A 17,067-nucleotide genomic window follows, 5' to 3' on the forward strand; every position below is an offset into this window, starting at 1 on the left:
ACCTAAATAACGCTTTTCAGTTACATTGAACAGGGTGATTATGATCAGATACTACCATAATTGACTTGTTTTTCGTTATACTTATCACTTATTTTTTCAATATTTAAATTTATATACAAAACCAAAATTTTCTTAATGAAAAATGTATTTTTAAAGATAATTCAACTACCCTCCACACTATAAAAACAATGACTTGCCATCCCTCCCCATCAGAGTTAACATACACACACTCAAACAACGGGAGGGAAAATACGCTATGTCAAATTGGCCAGATTGGTTTCTCGAAGCATTACGCCATCGATTTTATCAATTAGAACTCGCTAATGAACAACAGGCTTCATGTTCATCAGAGGACAAAAATCTATTCACTCAAATGAATCAGTTCAAAACCAACCAAAACGAGGATGCTCAACACCTGCTATCTGAATGGGAAGAAGCTATAGGCTATCAGCTAAGCCAGGATAAACAATCCATCTACATGGAAGGAGTAAAAGACGGGATTCGATTGATTCTTCCCGTCATACACTCCACAAATATTCGTTAGCTCATTGATCGTTTCAGCCTATGATTTTTTTAGTCCAATATTTCATCTATGCTCATTCCACTTTTCAAGGTAAAAACAAAATGCGCTGGTGAGAGAATCGTGATCTTCTCCACCAACGCATTAAATAGGTTATCATCAAATTGTTTCAGTATATCTTGTCGCGAGCTTAAAAGTTGAATAATTTCATCGATTCGTTCCTTGATTTTTTCCTTCTGATCCTCTTCCTCCTCTAATTTCAGCATCTGTTGCCGTAGCTCGTTGAGTTCACTGGAAAGTCTGTTCGTCTCTTCATCGTAAACCGTCTCATCCATCTGATTTCGCAGCTTGAGATTCACTAATTCCTTCAAGTCGGATTTCAATTGTTGCATCTGTCCTTCAATGTCCAATAGCTGTTCTTGCCCTGGTTTGCTGGAAAGTACCGATACAATATTGGCTTTCAGCGTCTTCATGAATCTTTCCTTGTTCTCATACATCCGGTTGAACAATCGTACAAACGCGGAATGTACAACTTGTTCATCGACTGCTTTAGCAGCACATGCTGCTTTACCTTCATTGACATTGGTTCGACATTGCCATACGACCTTCTTGGATGGGTTATTGCTGTTCCAGGTTCGGCGTTTAAAAATGACTCCACAGCATCCACAATATACTTTACTGCTCAGTGCGTATTTATTGGAGTATCTTTTGCTCTCCCCCATCACACTCCCTTTCAGCTTGGCTCTCCGTTTCTTCTCCTTTTGCACCGCTTCAAATATTTCCTTGGATACAATCGGTTCGTGGTTATCCTCTATAAAATATTGCTGCTCTTGTCCCTTATTCTTGATCCGTTTATGGGTTAGAAAGTCAACGGTTACCGTCTTTTGCTGAAGCAAGGCTCCGTAATATTTCTCATTCGTCAATATTAATGTAATCGAGGAATCCCACCATCTACTGCCTCCCGCAGCCGTTTTGATGTGGTCTCGCATCAATCCTCTAGCAATCGCCTGATAGCTTTTGCCATCCAAATACTCCTCGTATATACGCCGCACAATCTCGGCTTCCTTCTCATTAATGACCAGTTCACCATGTTCATCCTTATCATAGCCGAGGAAGCGGTTCGTGTTACAGAAGACTTTGCCGTTTTGGAAGCCGCGTAGTATGCCCCATCGACTGTTTTCAGAAATATTTCGACTCTCATCTTGGGCAAGGGAACTCAGGATGGTTAGCAATACCTCACCTGTGGTATCCAGTGTATTAATATTTTCTCGTTCAAAGAATACAGCCACTCCAAGACTTTTAAGTTCCCGTACATATTTCAATAAATCCAGTGTATTCCTAGCAAATCTCGAAATCGACTTAACCAGAATCAGATCCAGTTTACCGTTTCGAGCATCCTGTATCATCCGATTAAAGTGCGTTCTATTTTTAGTGCTGGTTCCGGTGATCCCTTCATCGGCATAAATATCAGCCATTTCCCATTCCAAGTTGTTTTGAATATATTGTGTATAGTAGTTTACCTGATTGGTATAGCTCTCCTTTTGCTCCTCAGAATCGGTACTGACCCGGCAATAGGCAGCGACTTTCTTCTTTAGAATCGGTTGGATTCCCTCTACGATGTCCATCGTTTTAATGGGAACGATCACGACTTTTTTTGCGGTTGCGGCTTGTGCCATAGGTGTTTCTCCCTTCGATATCTTCTTTATACGGTCACATGGTATAATGCGTGCGGTACATCATCAAGTCCATTTCTGTCCATGTTATAGGCACTTGAAAGACTTTTTATTAAGCTCATCAATCGCGATAAACTCTTCTTCTGTAATGACATGTTGTGATCTCAATTGCTTCAATAGGCTTAGACTCAGTAAATAATCAATAGATTTTCGTTGCATATGTATGTGCTCCTTTGAAATAAAAATGGCTCACCACAAAGGCAAGCCGATAGATATAAAGCTTAGAATAAATTCTTAAGGATAATGGTCTTTTCTATAGTAATGCTAGGATCGCTTATTAATGTGGCAGTCAGTACAAGGGCTTTATTGTTCGCTCCACTACTGCTTCCTGCTTTTACGGTTACACTATTTCCTATGCTAGCTGTTATGCTTCCCATGATCGGAGTTGAATCATCTTGATTCTGTAGGCTCCACTCTACCGACTGGTCAAACACTTCCACTCCATGATCATAGATATGGCTGACGTATGAGGCACTTTGGCCTGTTTTGAGCATGGGATTGCCGGTAATGGCTATCGCATAGAAATGTGTTCCTGTTTCGACAACTCTCATTTCAATGGTACTTAGTACTGTTGGGTGATACGTTAGTTTCGCAGTAATACTTGCTTGTCCCAAAGCGATACCCATAACCTGACCTTGATGATCTACACTGACCACGTTCGGATCGCTTGAAATGAAAGTTATGGCTGGATTGGCTATCTCATTTCCATTATCCGTAGCGCTCACATTTAACTGTATTGTTTCGTTGAGCAGCACATGGGCTATTGTTCCCTGATTGATATGTAATGCGTATGTGTGAGCAGTCTCATACTTCCATCGGTCTGCAATGTTATTTTCCACGTCATCATAAGCTGTATTTATACTATCTAATGTGCAGCTTAACAGGATAATGCCATTCATCGTACGGTCAATTCCAACTATTTTAAACGGCTGATGAGTCATATAAAATCGTTGACTTAATGTAATACCCTTCGTATCTGTATTGTCCTGTAGACTAACCAGAATGTTACCCTCTGGCATGGAGATAACCTTACCTGTTTCCGTTGAAAACGTTCTGGCCTCCACCACAGCATCAAACCATTTCACCTGTCCACTCCAGTTTAAAGCTAGCCGTTGATTACATTTTTTCATCCTGCCTCGACATAACTTTTCATTTTGATCCACCTGACTGGTAATTAAATAACGTTCATAACGATAGTCCACAATATCACCTGTATGTAATGGTGTTGCTACACGAATAATTTTTTCATCAGTCATTTGAATGGTATTTGTCGCATCCTGAATTAGAACAAGCTGCTTTACACTATTAATTTGCACAAGCTCTCCCTTCTCTCGTAGAAAGAAATCCAGCATCGACTCTAGGCTCCTTGTCACTCCTCCACCTCCAATGCAAAATCCGGCTTGCAGCGATACAGGTACAACTCCACGTAATCACTCCATTCCCTTATATCTAAAATAGTAAAGACATCCTTACCAATTCGGACATAGCGATTCGACTGCAATAAGGATTCCACTAGTGGACAGAAAGCTCGATATGTCGTCTCCAGTATATAACCATCTTCAAATGAAAAGCTTTTACGATAGGGTTGTACATCTGCCATCATTGACCGAATAGGTATGAATTCAGCATCTAAAATTTCCAGCTTCGTATCATAGAACATTAATCTGTTCCGACCTTGATTTTAGGTAGAGGAAGAGCAAGCCGGATACTTGTCGGAATTCCTGTTTCATAGGTGGCTGAGCGTTCACCTTCCTGCTTATTTATAAGTCCAACCGAATCCCTATTTTTATAGAGATATACGGCATAATCGACCATAACATGATCGTATTCCATTGGCAGTGTTACCACATTGCAATATCCATAAATATTACTCCTCGCTTTATTCAAATAGTGGATCAGGATATCATCCTTAGATATGTCTGTTGGTTCCAAGTTTAATAATCGTTTCAGCAAATTCATTGGTTCACTCATGTACTGGCTCCTGTTCTTCCTTTACCTGTGTCTTCTCGGTACGCTTCATATTCTTGACAGTTTGAGCTTTCGTTAGAGCTGCTTCTTGCTTAGTCTCATCTGGTTGCGGTTCCTCTACTTGCTCATAATGCCCACTGGCCTGTAACCTCAACACTAACTCCTGATCTGTGACTTCCCATGTGCAGCCTGTTTCCTGATTCAAAAACCACATCTTATCACCCTCCAAAAATGAAAATAAGGGCATCCAAAACGGACACCCCGAACGTGTTTCTTCTATTATAATGTGTTTTCATATCATCCACTTTCAATTAAGACTTATTCACTGTAAGCACGGCGAGAGCTTCAGGCTTGATACATTTGGCTCCAAACACCTGTAAACCTTTCACTGCATCTGAAAATTGTTTCTCTGGTCTGAATGCTTCCACCGAATCCACTTGCCCGGCAAACGAACTGGCACTCTTATGACCCGCAATAATTTTATACTTGGCTCCTGCGGTATTCGGCACATTGTTTGATTTATAAACCGTCATGCCATCAATATCTCCCACATAGCCTGTGCGGATGATATTTGGATCTTTGGTGAAACGAGCATCCTTCAAAAGCAAGCCATAGTACCATGCAGGAACTACTACAAATCGTTCGCTTTCCGGTACATTATTTTCGTCCAGTAATACACCCAAATCAATCAGCAAATCATAGGCTATATCTTTTGTAGGAATTATCGGCGTTGCATCGTTACCCATCGTATTCTCAGCTTTTACCTCTGTGTAAAATCCAGCAAGATACTGATCGACTACATTGGCGAGTCCATACGAAGCTTCCACGATTCCACCATCCAGTAGATTCACATTCGCTTGTGCAGCATCGACATCATCCACCTGAAAATTGAAATATTTAGCTTGATCAATCACCAGCGTCTTTTGCGTAGCATTCAGTTCCTGTGGATTACCGATTCCTGCCGCTTTATCATAATTGCCAATCGTTACTGCCCCAACGGAATTGATTTTCACGGTGGAGCCTTGGCCTTGAATCTCACCTTCATAATCGGTGTTGACCACATTTCCATACACCAGATTCTTCTTCAGGCTTTCATTTAAACGTGCGCTCCAAATCGTAGGAATAAAATGCTGTACTGTCATATTTAATCACCCTGTCCTTTTCGTTTATTATTGTTTGTTTTGTAATGCTTGCTTGACTTGATCCCAATGCTGATTAATCTCGTTGGGGGACATTCCTTTAATCGAATCCAATGTAAATGTGCTACTCGTTGAACCAGCCGGAGGGGTATATCCATCCCCTTTGAGCCGTTGCTCAACTTGATGTTGTATAGCCTGCTGTAGCGATTGTTCCAACATAACCAAATTCGCTGTCGTCGCTTCTTCATCTGCACCAACAAAAAAATCCACTAACGGAAGTGGAAGTTTCTTCTCGGATGCTATTTTTACCGCTTGGCTAGTTAATCGTTCACGCTGCTTCTCCAGCTTCATATTTTCGACTTCGGCACGTAGCTTCTCAACTTCGATTTCTTTCTCATCCTTAGCCGGGAATCGCTTCTTGATCTCAGCATCCACTGCACTTTCCAGATGATTAGCTTTCCACGTTTCCAACGATTTAGCGAATCGTTTGTCCACGGTGCTATCGAACCAACTTTTTGCTTGCTGATTGGATTGAATGTATTGCTCTATCCCTTCTACGCTATACGGATTCAAACCCTGAAGATACGTCTGCCATTCCTCATTCGTTTGGTTTTCTTCAATCAACTGCTTCACTTGTTCCAATTTCATTTTCGTTAATCTCCTTTATTGCCCATTCGACTACGCAGAACCGAACACGCTTATGTATGTATTGAATTAAGCCGTTTAATGTCATGCTCAGGACAGGGATGTTACGCTTTAGGAATCACAAAAACGAGGAAAAGGTACAAACATACCAACTCCCCACTTTTGCCTGTTTTTCAACCTTTGTTTATGCGGATTTTGGATAGCCTAAAGCGTAACACCGTAAGTCTGTATAGGTTCGAGCTTTCGAACACGCATATGTATGTTGAATTCGTTTAACGTCATATCCGATACAATGATGTTACGCATTAGAAGCCGCAAAAATGAGAAATAGGTACAAACATACTCCCTCACCATTTACGGTTGTTTTTCAACCTTAGTTTATATGGCTTTTGGATAGCCTAAAGCGTAACATCGAGCCTGCTTTTTCTCATCTGGCGCATCCGTAACTTCGACTTTTCGTTCGCATTCTTATCTCTGCATTTCTCACAATATTTCTGCCGATTCGAATTTGCTGAAAATGTAGCCCTACATTTCGGACAGTTCACCCTCGGTTGCGCTGTTTTAAATTCAGATTCTACATTCCGCTCAGATGTATATTCTCGTTCCAGCTTCTCGTCTATGGGTAAAACTCCTTTTTCAAAATATATACAATGGGGCAGATCATCATCTTGAGCGAAAAATACACATGGGCCATCCTGTAAACAGCAATAGTTTGGGATACCATACTTCGCTCCGAAATAACAAGCACAATTATTCTTCACCAGCCGCTTGATCCTATTTTTATTCTGCATCCGATTTCTCCTCAGCCGTACCTACTAGTCGTTGCTGCTCCGCATGAAATTTATTGAATTCCAGCTTCGGATTCTCCACAAACGGTAATAGTGCCAGTAGCGTTTCCTGAGATACGACTTGCTGCAGTTTAACGATCACATCAGCCATCCCAACCAAATCTGTCGGCAAGTTACGAGTAAACTTCACCGCGATATCCCGGTAATCGTATTGAACGCCTTCTTTAATGTGCAGAAAGGTGAAGAAGTTACGCAGACGTTGCTTGATCGCCTTTTCCATCAACGCCTCACGCATCGCCACTCTATTCTCCAAATTCAGCAGCTTGTTTCTCAGCGCTAAGGAAGACGTATTGCTGGCCCAGTTTTCATTAAAGTTAACCTGATCCATCATGTCGAAGATTTTGCGTTCAATGTTATCCAACTCATTTTTCACAAAAGAATCGTTAATCTCCTTCGTAAGCCAACTTACCTTTCCTCCAGCCGGAACTTGAATAATGCCCATCTTCTTCATATTCAATAAATCTTCAGCTTCCAGCTTCGCATTCTCAATCACGAGATAGGCGTTGCGGTGATCTGCAATTTCATTGACCAAATCGGAATTCAATGCGTTATAGGCATCAAATAAAGAAACCACATCATGGAAGCCACTTTTCCTCTCCGTATTGGCTGGACAGGAGATGAGTGGGACTCTTCCGAAGATGTGATTATGTTTGCCGATAAATTTTAATTCAGGTGCTTGGTTTTGCTTTATTGGATTGTGTTTATCATTGTTGCCGATTGTATAGTGTAGAATTTCATGGTCGGAATACACGTCAAGGTACACTTGCTTATCGAATCGACGAGTAAATTTATGTAAGCCAAGTAATACATTTCGTTCTGCTGTTCCGTCTTCCAGCACATACGCATTCAAAGGAGATAATACGGTGGCTGAAAACTGTCCATCCGAGTCGATATAGTTCAATTCGTAGCTCTCACCGAATATTTCGGATTGTTTCCGAAGCTGTAGATTATGCTCCTTGTCCCAATGACTCATATGTACGTCTATGTTATGTATGGCCTCATCCTGATCCGACTTGGACACATAGTTTACTGGCTTACCGAGCAGGTAGCCAACTTCATTATCTACGAACTTACGTGGGAAATTGAAAATGAGTTTTTGGTTGCTGCGGCTTTCTTGCATCGCATAGTTCTTGAAAATGGCATGCTGACCATTATAGTAATCTGCATATTTCTGTTTGGCTAATGCAGCCGATTGGAGTTCATTTAGACATTCTATAATGATTTGTTCCGTAATTTGCATCTCATCGAATCCTTTCAAAAATGGGCTATGTAATTGTTGCTTAAATAAATAAAAGAACCACCTTTAATAAGATAGTTCCTTGTTGAATTAACGCGTCCCCGTTAGTTGAATCTCCTTTCACCATTGATACCTTACTTAAGTGAAGTATGGGAAGTGATCACGCATAAAATGAGTTAACGCATCCTTCAAATTTCTATACTGTTTCATATATTGGAACAAGATGGTCGAGGTAAGCACGGTTTCAGAATCCTCGATAGTAATAGTCCAGAACGGTGGTTCCTCAGGGTTATAACTAAATTCAGTAACAATGCCATAGGCTACACCTAGCTTGTCAATCCTTTCGTTTAAGATCTGATAGATCTCGCCAGTCAGTTGATGAATATCACTCAGTTCCAGAGCCTTCTCCTCATTCCAGCCGTCCATAGGATATTAACCTCCTCACATACCCGTGATTAAAGAAAAATCACTTTATACAACTGTATTACTTATAACCTTCAGAAAACCGTTCTTTTTAGCGGTATAAATTAACTGTTCAATGGATTGATTTGCGGTATCGCTAAACAAGTACCACTCATCTTTAGATACGTCATGAATCAAAATCTCTGGGTATCCTGTTAAAGGTTCAGATGGAAAAGAACGAATTAAAGAATAAACATCAAAACGAACTAAGCTGTTCCCTTTTGGGTCTAGAAAATCATATTGTGCATTTTTATAATAGGACCCAAGTGTGTCAATAGTGAAGCTCCAAGAGTAGTCTGCAGGTGCTTCGACCTTTTCACCTTTGTTTTTCACAAAAATATTATAAATTGTTTTGTTATATGCATTTCCATTAATCTGCTGAACTACGCCACCCAAAGTCATATGGTATTCATGTTGTAATGCTTTTACTTGTACACCATCTATAAACAATGGTTCAGTATCAACATTCACTGCAAATTTGCTGAAATTAACATTACATCCAAACGTCTCTGCAATAAAACGAAGTGGAACAAATATGCGATTATTTTTCATGTACGGTTTAACATCAAGCAGCATCTTTTTACCGTTTTTCTCCGCTGTACTACTGTTCAGTGTTAATATTACTTTCATATCGCTTTTAGTGAGAATAACCTTTGAATTGGACCATTCGACCCTAGCCCCCAAATTTTCACTAATGACACGTAGAGGTATCATTGTACGTTTGTTCTTAATTTCGGGCTTCACATCGGATGCAATAGCAACACCGTCAACTTTGATTTGACTCTCTGCTGCATAAGTAGTTGACGATGAAATAAATAAAAAAATTGCAAGAAAAACCCCAAAGAATGCTTTTTTCATAAATGACAGCTCCCTTTTTGGTTAAATTTGTTGCGCAGTAACTCACTCCATATTAAGACGCAACTGGATAAAATTTGTTGCGCTTTCCTGCTCGTTAGCTTACCGAGATTGGATCAAAATAATGAATGAATATCTAGCAGAAGCCTCAAAACAACAAACTGCGATCATAAAATTTCAGACTTTTCACAGACTGAATCAATTGAACAGCTCCATATAAACTGTCTGGCGCATCGTCGTATGTACAATTTCGATTGTAATCCCTCACCTGATGGTTGTATCTAAGATTATCTGTATTGAACAGAATATGCCCCTTCTTCACTTCTGGCTCCAAGCTAATAATGCGCTCATGCTTCTGTCCCTTGGAATGCACACTTTCTACGGGTGTATGTATCTTCGCCTTCCATAACTCTTCTTCAAACTTTTGCTTCATATAACTCTGTGCCTGATTGACTTCAAAACCAAGCTTATCTACGGGATAAAGCTTCAACTTCTCCATAGCTACTTGGAATAAATCATCTGGCAGCAGTTTATAAATATTGCCGTCCAGCACGTACATCTGCTTCGTCTTCCTGTGCTGCCCAATAATCGAAATAGCCGAATAGTCGTTTTTCTTCCCGGCCTTAATCGCTGGATCAATGTACATAGCAAGTTCCATGTCCTCAAATTCAGGCAACCTGTCCCAATACATGAGATTCTGAAATATGTATTCATCGGTTGAACGCGGATCGTTTTGTAATTCTTTATAGAAACTTTTCTCACCCATCGCTTGCTTCTTGCACATCAAATAATAATAGTCCAAATACTCGCTCCATAGGATTTTCGTACCCTCCAGCATTTCCTCCTCATTCGCCATAAAAAAAGACAAGGCCGTATTGATCCTGTCTTCATCCTGCAAATTATTATATTGTCGCTCCCACTCTGACCAAAGATCATCACGCTCTGAAAATTGAAGCACGGCTGCTTTACGAACACTTCTTACACCTGGTATCTTCCCTTTGAGCAGATCGGCCATAATATCTTCTTCATTCAAAATAGTTCCACAGATCAGAATATTCGTATCTCTTGTTCCTATAGGTAGAATGACATCCGTAAATGTATTTTTAACCTGTTCTCGTTTTGCTTCGGATCGTGCGGTATCTTCCTTGAGCAAATCATCCATCAGAACCAGTGTAGGACGGTAATGCTTATAGTGGATGCCTCTCAAACTACCGTCTATCCCACGAATCATAATGCAGGAATCCAGTCCACCTTTACTCTTCAGCCAAATCTCATTGTTGTTCCAGCGGCTCCCTTTACGAATCCCAAAATCCTCAATCAGCATCTGATTTGTTTCCAGTTCGTCTTTGATCATATCGAGGAACGGCAATGCAATCTGTTCTGTGGCTGATATGATTAATGTAAACTGTGATTTATCATATAAAGTTGCATACAGCGGAAATAAAAAGGAACTGATCGTTGACTTTCCGTGTTCCCTTGGGAGTCCGAAAGCCGTAATCAGTCCTGTATTCGCAAGCATATGTCTTAATTCCGAAAATAACTCTTTGTGAAACTGTCCAAACGCTCGATCAAAGTATTTAGGGAAATAGGCCAAAGCAAAAAATTCAATGTCCATCTCACCGATTAGCTTTCTTAGTTCAGAGAAGGAGAACGTTTCGATCAGTTGTTTCATTTTCGGTGGTTTAAAGTGCTTCTCCATATACTGCTTAAGCAGCTCAGCCTGTCGCTGTTCTTCTTGCTTTATTGTTTCAATCGGTATAGCTCCTTTCTCATGTTCACTATAAAATCATCACAAAAATTTCTGCACCCTTTGCTGGCGACTCTGTTTCTACATATAGAAGACCCCCTCCCATCCACGACAAAAAGAGTGGCTCATCACCACTCGATATTTCCCAAGGCTTCAGCCATATCCTGCTGTGTTGTTAAGGTATAGAAATTGGTTGTTGCTACGTGATCATGTCCAAGGATTTGCTGGATGGTCGTCAAAGGAGTCGTTTTCACCAGCTTATAGCCAAGCGTATGTCTGAGCATATGGGGTGTTACCTTTACATTGACCCGATCCCCATATTTGTTCAGGATCAGGTTGACCGCATTTCGTTCCAATGCTCCACGCTGCCCAATACATAGATATTCTGATTCCACTTGTGGCCTGACTTCTAGATATCGGGTAATGGCTTTTCGCACATCCTTATTCAGTGGTATGGTGCGGAATGAGTTTCCCTTACCGCGTACCTTCAATAAACCTTTACGTTCACTGATTTCAATATCTTTTAGCTTGATACCAACCAATTCGCTAACCCGTATTCCTGTTCCCAGCAGCAATTCGATCATGCAGATATGCATCCGATTGCCCATACGGTGAATTTCATTTCGCAACTTCCACAAGTCCTTTTCCGCTAACCCTTTGTATTGCCGAACGACCTTGTTCCTGACTGCTTCGGTATGTACTTCTTCCTTAATATATCCTTGTTGGTGCATCCACTGGGAAAATACGTTGATACTGGCGATTTTGCGGTTGATGGTCAGTATCGCTTGGTTAGTGCTTTGCAGATATTTTTTGTATTCTACACCATCCAACTCAATCCACTTGTCCAGTCCATATTCCGTTTTCCTTTGATACCAAGCTGTGAACTGCAACACGTCCCTAATGTAACAGGAAATGGTGTTCTTGCTTCGATCCTTGCTCCGTAAATATGCTTCAAATCCTTGTATATAGCCCATATTCGACCCCACCCTTCACTTGTGTGTCACATCATACCGTTGATGTGGGGGAAAGTCCACTCATTACATAACTTATCTTATGCACTTAGTCTGGGCAATTTACTGGCTAATTCAGGGCTGAAACTGGCGTTTATCTATACAAATACTGACGACATAACGTTATGGCTACGAATTATCCGGCTCCATATATCCTTCCTCAATCTCAACCGATTCCTCAACAGCTTCATAGTCGGCATCCACTACATCCGCTTCAATCATATCCAGAAATAGCTGCTTGCGCTCCTGTTCCAGTGCCTTCGTATTGACCACCAGCTCACGTCGATCATTCCACTCGTTAGGTGCACGGTTCTTTAAGTAGAAGATCATCGCTGTCGGATTGGGAGGCTGATATCGTTTTACCTTTTCGATGCGCGTCTTCTTTTTTCCATTTTTGTCCTCTTCAATGATCGTTTTTATTTCTTCATATTCATACCCTGTAGCAGCTTTCAAAAGTGAATTTTCCACGTGGGATATAGGCACAGATCTGCTCCATTTGACTAGTTCAGCCAGCATCGGATGTTTATCAATATACTCGTACCAAGTCGTTTTACCTATATCGAGTTTCCTAATAATGTCCTCTGCGTTCACGCCTTCTTCGAACCATTGCTGAATCTCCGCAAGTCTAGGGTATACATGTGTTTCCCACTTGGTCGGTCGTTCTAATGCTTCAGCAAATTTGGGATGCTTCCTGCGATAATCGCCTAATGTCCAAATATGAATGTTCAGTCGCTTAGCAATCTCTTCATCTGTTGCTCCTTCACGTACCCAAACGGGAATATCCCTGAGCCTTGGCACAACAAATTGATCATACTTGGTCAGTATCTTTGGCTTATTCCTTTTTGGATTGTTACTGTTCTTGCTCATTCTGTCACCTCCAGCACGAAAAAAAGGGAACAGACCATAATAGCCCATTCCCCATATGTATTCTTGCTTACCCTTCTAACTCAGCCTCGTAAAACAACTCGATATCCTCAATCACCTTCTGAATCAACACGTTATCCTCCTGAGCTTCCTCAGCACCTAGCACATTTACCTTTTCGGCTTGCATACCCTTTAGGAACCGAATCACCATATTCACTTTTGCCTTACCCAATTCAATCACCCTTTCGGTTTAGTCAGCACATGATACCTCTGACCTTGCCGAACCAGCAACAACTTCATGATAGTCATACTGCTTACCATCTCGAATCAAATACACACTGCTATTGTCGCCAGCATGGGCAATATATCGCTTCACAATCACATCTACATATTTGGGGTCAAGCTCGCTGGTATAGCAAAGCCGAGCCGTTTCCTCACAAGCAATCAACGTTGAACCTGAACCACCAAATGGATCAAACACGATATCACCAAGCTTACTGGAATTTTTAATTGGATAGCTAATCAAAGGAATCGGCTTCATCGTGGGATGATATTCATTCCGGAAGGGGCGATCAAATTGCCATAAGGTTGTCTGCTTCCGATCACTGTTCCAGTAGTGTCCACTTGTTGGCTTCCAACCGTACAATACAGGTTCGTGCATCCAGTGATAATCAGCATGTCCCATTACCATTGCTTGCTTTGCCCATATGCAGCATTGTGCCAGTTTGAATCCGGCTTCGATAAATGCCTTTCTAAAATTCAAACCCTCACTATCTGCGTGGAACACATAAATACTTGCTCCGTCATCAGCTACTTCAAACATTTGAGTATAGGCAGCCAATAGGAAATCATAAAACTGGTGATTGTCCATCTTATCGTTCTCTATTTTCAATGCAGCCTTGGTTTTACCTGTATAATCCACATTATAAGGTGGATCAGTTACAATAAGCCGAGCCTTCTTACCATCCATCAATGTTGCGATATCCTGCGGATTAGTCGAGTCACCGCATATGAGCCTATGCTTCCCAAGTAGCCAAATGTCACCTTTACGAGTGATCGGATGTACAGGTAATGCTTCTTCCAGATTAAAATCATCCTCATCATCGGCTGTATCTTCATGTAATGTATCCAGCAATTTCTCACACTCGCTCATATCAAATCCAGTTAGAGAAAGATCATAATCAGCCAGTTTTAATTCTTCCATTTCCTGCGCCAACAATTCAAAATTCCAATCTGCATACTCAGCCGTTTTGTTATCAGCTATTCTGAAAGCTTTGACCTGTTCTGGTGTTAAGTCATCCACCAGTATCGTTGGAACTTGCTTTAACCCAAGCTTCTTAGCTGCTAACAAACGAGTATGACCTGCTATGATTTCATGATTACTGTCTATTAGAATGGGATTCTTAAATCCATAACTCTGAATACTCGTTGCTACATAATCTACAGCTTTCTCATTATTTCTGGCGTTTTTTATGTACGGAATTAACGTTTCTACGTTTACGTATTTGATTTCCAATCCACTTGATCCCCCTTTCTACCTTCATTTTTAAAAAGGCTGCTATCCACATCCAGGTGTAAACCACACCAACTACAGTAATAAATCGTAATATTTCTATGATTATTGCTTGTAAAATTAATAGCAATCTTGTTGCTCCTCTCTAAATGAAAAAGGAAGCCTAGCTCATAGCCAGAGTTCCCGTGTTATGACTCTATACTTGTAAATCTGCTCATTGTGTCACGTGACACACTTCAAACACTCTGTAAGCCCTATCTAAAATTCTGAGTTCAAGTGCCTACCGCGCAACGATGGGCCTGTTGCTTGCTTGTCCCCCCAATCCAAGGTAAACCATCTTGGATATGGAGGTACTCAACTGGAAACCTTCCTTTTAAAGAACTACATAACCCTTTTCCCAAAACTAAGCTAAATTTAATGAACTGACCCCAGTTTCCCCTATATATAGAGAAGTGGGGTCACGTCTATTACGAACCAAATATCTGATATTCGTAATGCTTGTTAATCGTTGAAATATACTTGGTATTTGAGCTATACCGATCTTGTTTTTCATAAATGATATATCCGTATTGTGCAAAAACTTTATTGATCATCTCTTTCTTGTTAACCCAATTATTATTTTTGGATAGCCATTTTCTAAACTTTTCCCCAATACTGTCTGTTCCCTTCTGAATACTACTGACAGGTAGCGGCAACTGATTGAAATAGGTAGAATTCTCCCAAATCCATTGATGTATTTCCTGTGCAAAGTTACGAATGGTATCTCCACGACTGTATAATGATTCATCATTGATGCCGTTATAGGTATAATTCATTTTTCCATGCATATACCAATTATTAATCTCCCAGAACATCGGTTGAACTGTAGCTATGTCTTTCTCATTTTGGTTAAATGCAACATATATGTGAATGGGCGTATCTTCATTAATTTTTCTTAACGCTGTCCGATGCACAATTTGCAAAAACTCAGCATACAGTTCTCCTCGATACACCATCTCTAACTTTTCATCTTCAAACCAATTCAAGTCATCTTCATCGCTCAATTTTAGTGAAACCTTGTCTCCATAAAGCGATATTGCAATGATTTTATAGTAGTCGGGATTCATTCGAGGCAGACTGGTCAAATACATCGCTGTCTTATCTTTAAGCTGATTTTTCCCTGTTGTGTTCATTAAGTTAATAGGCCGAGTATGATCACTTACTTTTTCTTCAAAGGAATCCTGCTGCTCTGTTCCAATGGCTCCTAATTTTTTGTAGATTGGGATGTCAAATTTCGTTGGCAATATGAATAAATCTAAATGCTTCTGCTTTAACTCAAGTATCCGTTCCGTAATTGCTTTTTGAGTAGTATGGCCCTTCTTCAAACGACTATTTTTTGAAGTATTAATTACATCTTGGCACATGTTTAGCCGAGCGTATTGATTGTAATTCTGAACGATCTTTGCTGTGAAACCTATGTATTGCCTACTGTTCATTTTAGCAGTTCCATCTAGGACAAGCATATTTAACTTCAGTTTGCCATAGTGGATACGTTCTGAAACGATAATTTTTCTACCTGTCAAACCATTTTGCTCATAGTCGTCAATTCTTCCAAGTCTGGATCTCTTACATAACTTTTCAAAGTGAATCATTTTCTTGTACGCTTCAATTTTACTTTTGGATTCAGCATTAGCCTTTATGGATTGAATGGCATTTAGAATACTATTCATTTTGTCATCTTTGGTTTTCGTCATAAGAGCCGTTGTTACATCTGAAGTGTTTTCGACGAGTTGGTTTGCAATTAAATGAAGAATATACGTTTTTAAAACTTGAGCTTGAAAAGGCTGCATTTTTAAAACAAACGACAACGTATTAAACCAATCTAATGCATTATCCCAACTGTCAATTCCAAAAATCGATGCGTTGACAAAGGAAGGTTTCTCATCAACGATCAATAATCGTTGTCGGGTGCATACATAATTGTGAGTATCAAGAGCATCGTAGCTACTGAATCCATTCATGCGATACTGCTTCCAACTCTTATACATTTGAGCATTTCCATATCCAAGAGCCAGATTATCGAGTCTACTATGAGTAATAATGACAATTTGATGATAACAAACATAGGGTTCAATATCTTCTTTATTAGCAGCTCTTACACTGACAATACAATGCTCATCAAATTTCTTCAACTCATTGAATACTTCTTCAGCCATCCCATTCTCCCGTATGACTAATAAGATTGGAACCTTCTTCTTCAAATAAGTTTCAGATACAAGCCACTTCAAGAAACAAATTAGTACGGTTGTTTTACCATGCCCCATACTCGCGTTGCAGAGCCATTTTACAGCTGAATCAGGCTTTTCTATCCGTTTATTATTTTTGAATTCTACATATTGATGGTACTGTTTGGTATGCTCGTCATATAAATCTAGAAATACGTTTGCAATATCCTGAAATGCTTCCTTATGTACATTTTGTTTATGTTCTTCAGTTAAATAATTATACATTTGCTCAATTTCACAATCCCGATTCACTGCCAAATCA

The 17,067-nt window shown here is 40.2% G+C and carries 18 protein-coding genes; 1 reads left to right on the forward strand and 17 read right to left on the reverse strand.

What is annotated here, in order from left to right; all coding sequences use genetic code 11:
* Nucleotides 1-256 precede the first annotated feature (256 nt).
* The gene (locus B4V02_RS26180; RefSeq protein ID WP_094156247.1) at nt 257-544 is read left to right on the forward strand and encodes a hypothetical protein; all 288 of its coding nucleotides are present in this window, start codon (nt 257-259) and stop codon (nt 542-544) included.
* 29 nt (nt 545-573) lie between these two features.
* Here B4V02_RS26180 and B4V02_RS20870 read toward each other — a convergent pair whose 3' ends face one another.
* The 17 genes from B4V02_RS20870 to B4V02_RS20945 all read right to left on the reverse strand — a co-directional run bounded on the left by B4V02_RS20870 (nt 574) and on the right by B4V02_RS20945 (nt 17,063).
* Nucleotides 574-2,196: a recombinase family protein gene (locus tag B4V02_RS20870; RefSeq protein WP_094156248.1), complete on the reverse strand. Its 1,623-nt coding sequence runs from the start codon at nt 2,194-2,196 to the stop codon at nt 574-576.
* 84 nt (nt 2,197-2,280) lie between these two features.
* On the reverse strand, nt 2,281-2,412 hold the full coding sequence (locus B4V02_RS27125) for an SHOCT domain-containing protein (protein WP_341071083.1): 132 nt from the start codon (nt 2,410-2,412) through the stop codon (nt 2,281-2,283).
* A gap of 62 nt (nt 2,413-2,474) precedes the next feature.
* Nucleotides 2,475-3,605, reverse strand: a complete 1,131-nt coding sequence (locus B4V02_RS20875; protein WP_244188375.1) for a hypothetical protein — start codon at nt 3,603-3,605, stop codon at nt 2,475-2,477.
* A gap of 17 nt (nt 3,606-3,622) precedes the next feature.
* Nucleotides 3,623-3,913: a hypothetical protein gene (locus tag B4V02_RS20880; protein ID WP_094156250.1), complete on the reverse strand. Its 291-nt coding sequence runs from the start codon at nt 3,911-3,913 to the stop codon at nt 3,623-3,625.
* Nucleotides 3,913-4,224 carry a phage head-tail connector protein gene (locus tag B4V02_RS20885; protein WP_094156251.1) on the reverse strand — a complete coding sequence of 104 codons (312 nt, stop codon included), beginning with the start codon at nt 4,222-4,224 and terminating at the stop codon, nt 3,913-3,915. The genes B4V02_RS20880 and B4V02_RS20885 overlap by 1 nt, the downstream gene beginning before the upstream one ends.
* A complete protein-coding gene (locus B4V02_RS20890) occupies nt 4,217-4,435 on the reverse strand; it encodes a hypothetical protein (protein ID WP_094156252.1) in 219 nt (72 codons plus the stop codon). The genes B4V02_RS20885 and B4V02_RS20890 overlap by 8 nt, the downstream gene beginning before the upstream one ends.
* A gap of 97 nt (nt 4,436-4,532) precedes the next feature.
* Entirely contained in the window at nt 4,533-5,363 is an 831-nt protein-coding gene (locus tag B4V02_RS20895) for a phage major capsid protein (protein ID WP_094156253.1), read from the reverse strand.
* 27 nt (nt 5,364-5,390) lie between these two features.
* Nucleotides 5,391-6,008 (reverse strand): DUF4355 domain-containing protein, encoded by a 618-nt coding sequence (locus tag B4V02_RS20900; RefSeq protein ID WP_094156254.1) that lies wholly within the window; start codon nt 6,006-6,008, stop codon nt 5,391-5,393.
* 777 nt (nt 6,009-6,785) lie between these two features.
* Nucleotides 6,786-8,093, reverse strand: coding sequence for a phage portal protein (locus B4V02_RS20910; protein ID WP_094156256.1), 1,308 nt, complete (start codon nt 8,091-8,093; stop codon nt 6,786-6,788).
* A 135-nt stretch (nt 8,094-8,228) separates the two neighbouring features.
* Entirely contained in the window at nt 8,229-8,516 is a 288-nt protein-coding gene (locus B4V02_RS20915; protein WP_179031572.1) for a hypothetical protein, read from the reverse strand.
* Between the two features lie 45 nt (nt 8,517-8,561).
* On the reverse strand, nt 8,562-9,410 hold the full coding sequence (locus B4V02_RS20920) for a copper amine oxidase N-terminal domain-containing protein (protein WP_094156257.1): 849 nt from the start codon (nt 9,408-9,410) through the stop codon (nt 8,562-8,564).
* Between the two features lie 145 nt (nt 9,411-9,555).
* Nucleotides 9,556-11,106, reverse strand: coding sequence for a phage terminase large subunit (terL, locus tag B4V02_RS20925; RefSeq protein ID WP_094156258.1), 1,551 nt, complete (start codon nt 11,104-11,106; stop codon nt 9,556-9,558).
* Nucleotides 11,107-11,282: 176 nt separating this feature from the next.
* Complete coding sequence (locus B4V02_RS20930) at nt 11,283-12,128, reverse strand: tyrosine-type recombinase/integrase (RefSeq protein WP_094156259.1); 846 nt, start codon at nt 12,126-12,128, stop codon at nt 11,283-11,285.
* A 165-nt stretch (nt 12,129-12,293) separates the two neighbouring features.
* Nucleotides 12,294-13,031 (reverse strand): transposase, encoded by a 738-nt coding sequence (locus B4V02_RS20935; RefSeq protein WP_094156260.1) that lies wholly within the window; start codon nt 13,029-13,031, stop codon nt 12,294-12,296.
* A 67-nt stretch (nt 13,032-13,098) separates the two neighbouring features.
* Nucleotides 13,099-13,260, reverse strand: coding sequence for a hypothetical protein (locus B4V02_RS26185; protein ID WP_167383772.1), 162 nt, complete (start codon nt 13,258-13,260; stop codon nt 13,099-13,101).
* Between the two features lie 18 nt (nt 13,261-13,278).
* Nucleotides 13,279-14,544, reverse strand: coding sequence for a DNA modification methylase (locus B4V02_RS20940; protein ID WP_094156261.1), 1,266 nt, complete (start codon nt 14,542-14,544; stop codon nt 13,279-13,281).
* A 464-nt stretch (nt 14,545-15,008) separates the two neighbouring features.
* Entirely contained in the window at nt 15,009-17,063 is a 2,055-nt protein-coding gene (locus tag B4V02_RS20945; RefSeq protein WP_094156262.1) for a hypothetical protein, read from the reverse strand.
* Nucleotides 17,064-17,067: the final 4 nt, after the last annotated feature.

The sequence above is a fragment of the Paenibacillus kribbensis genome, assembly GCF_002240415.1.
GTDB classification, from domain to species: Bacteria; Bacillota; Bacilli; order Paenibacillales; family Paenibacillaceae; genus Paenibacillus; species Paenibacillus kribbensis.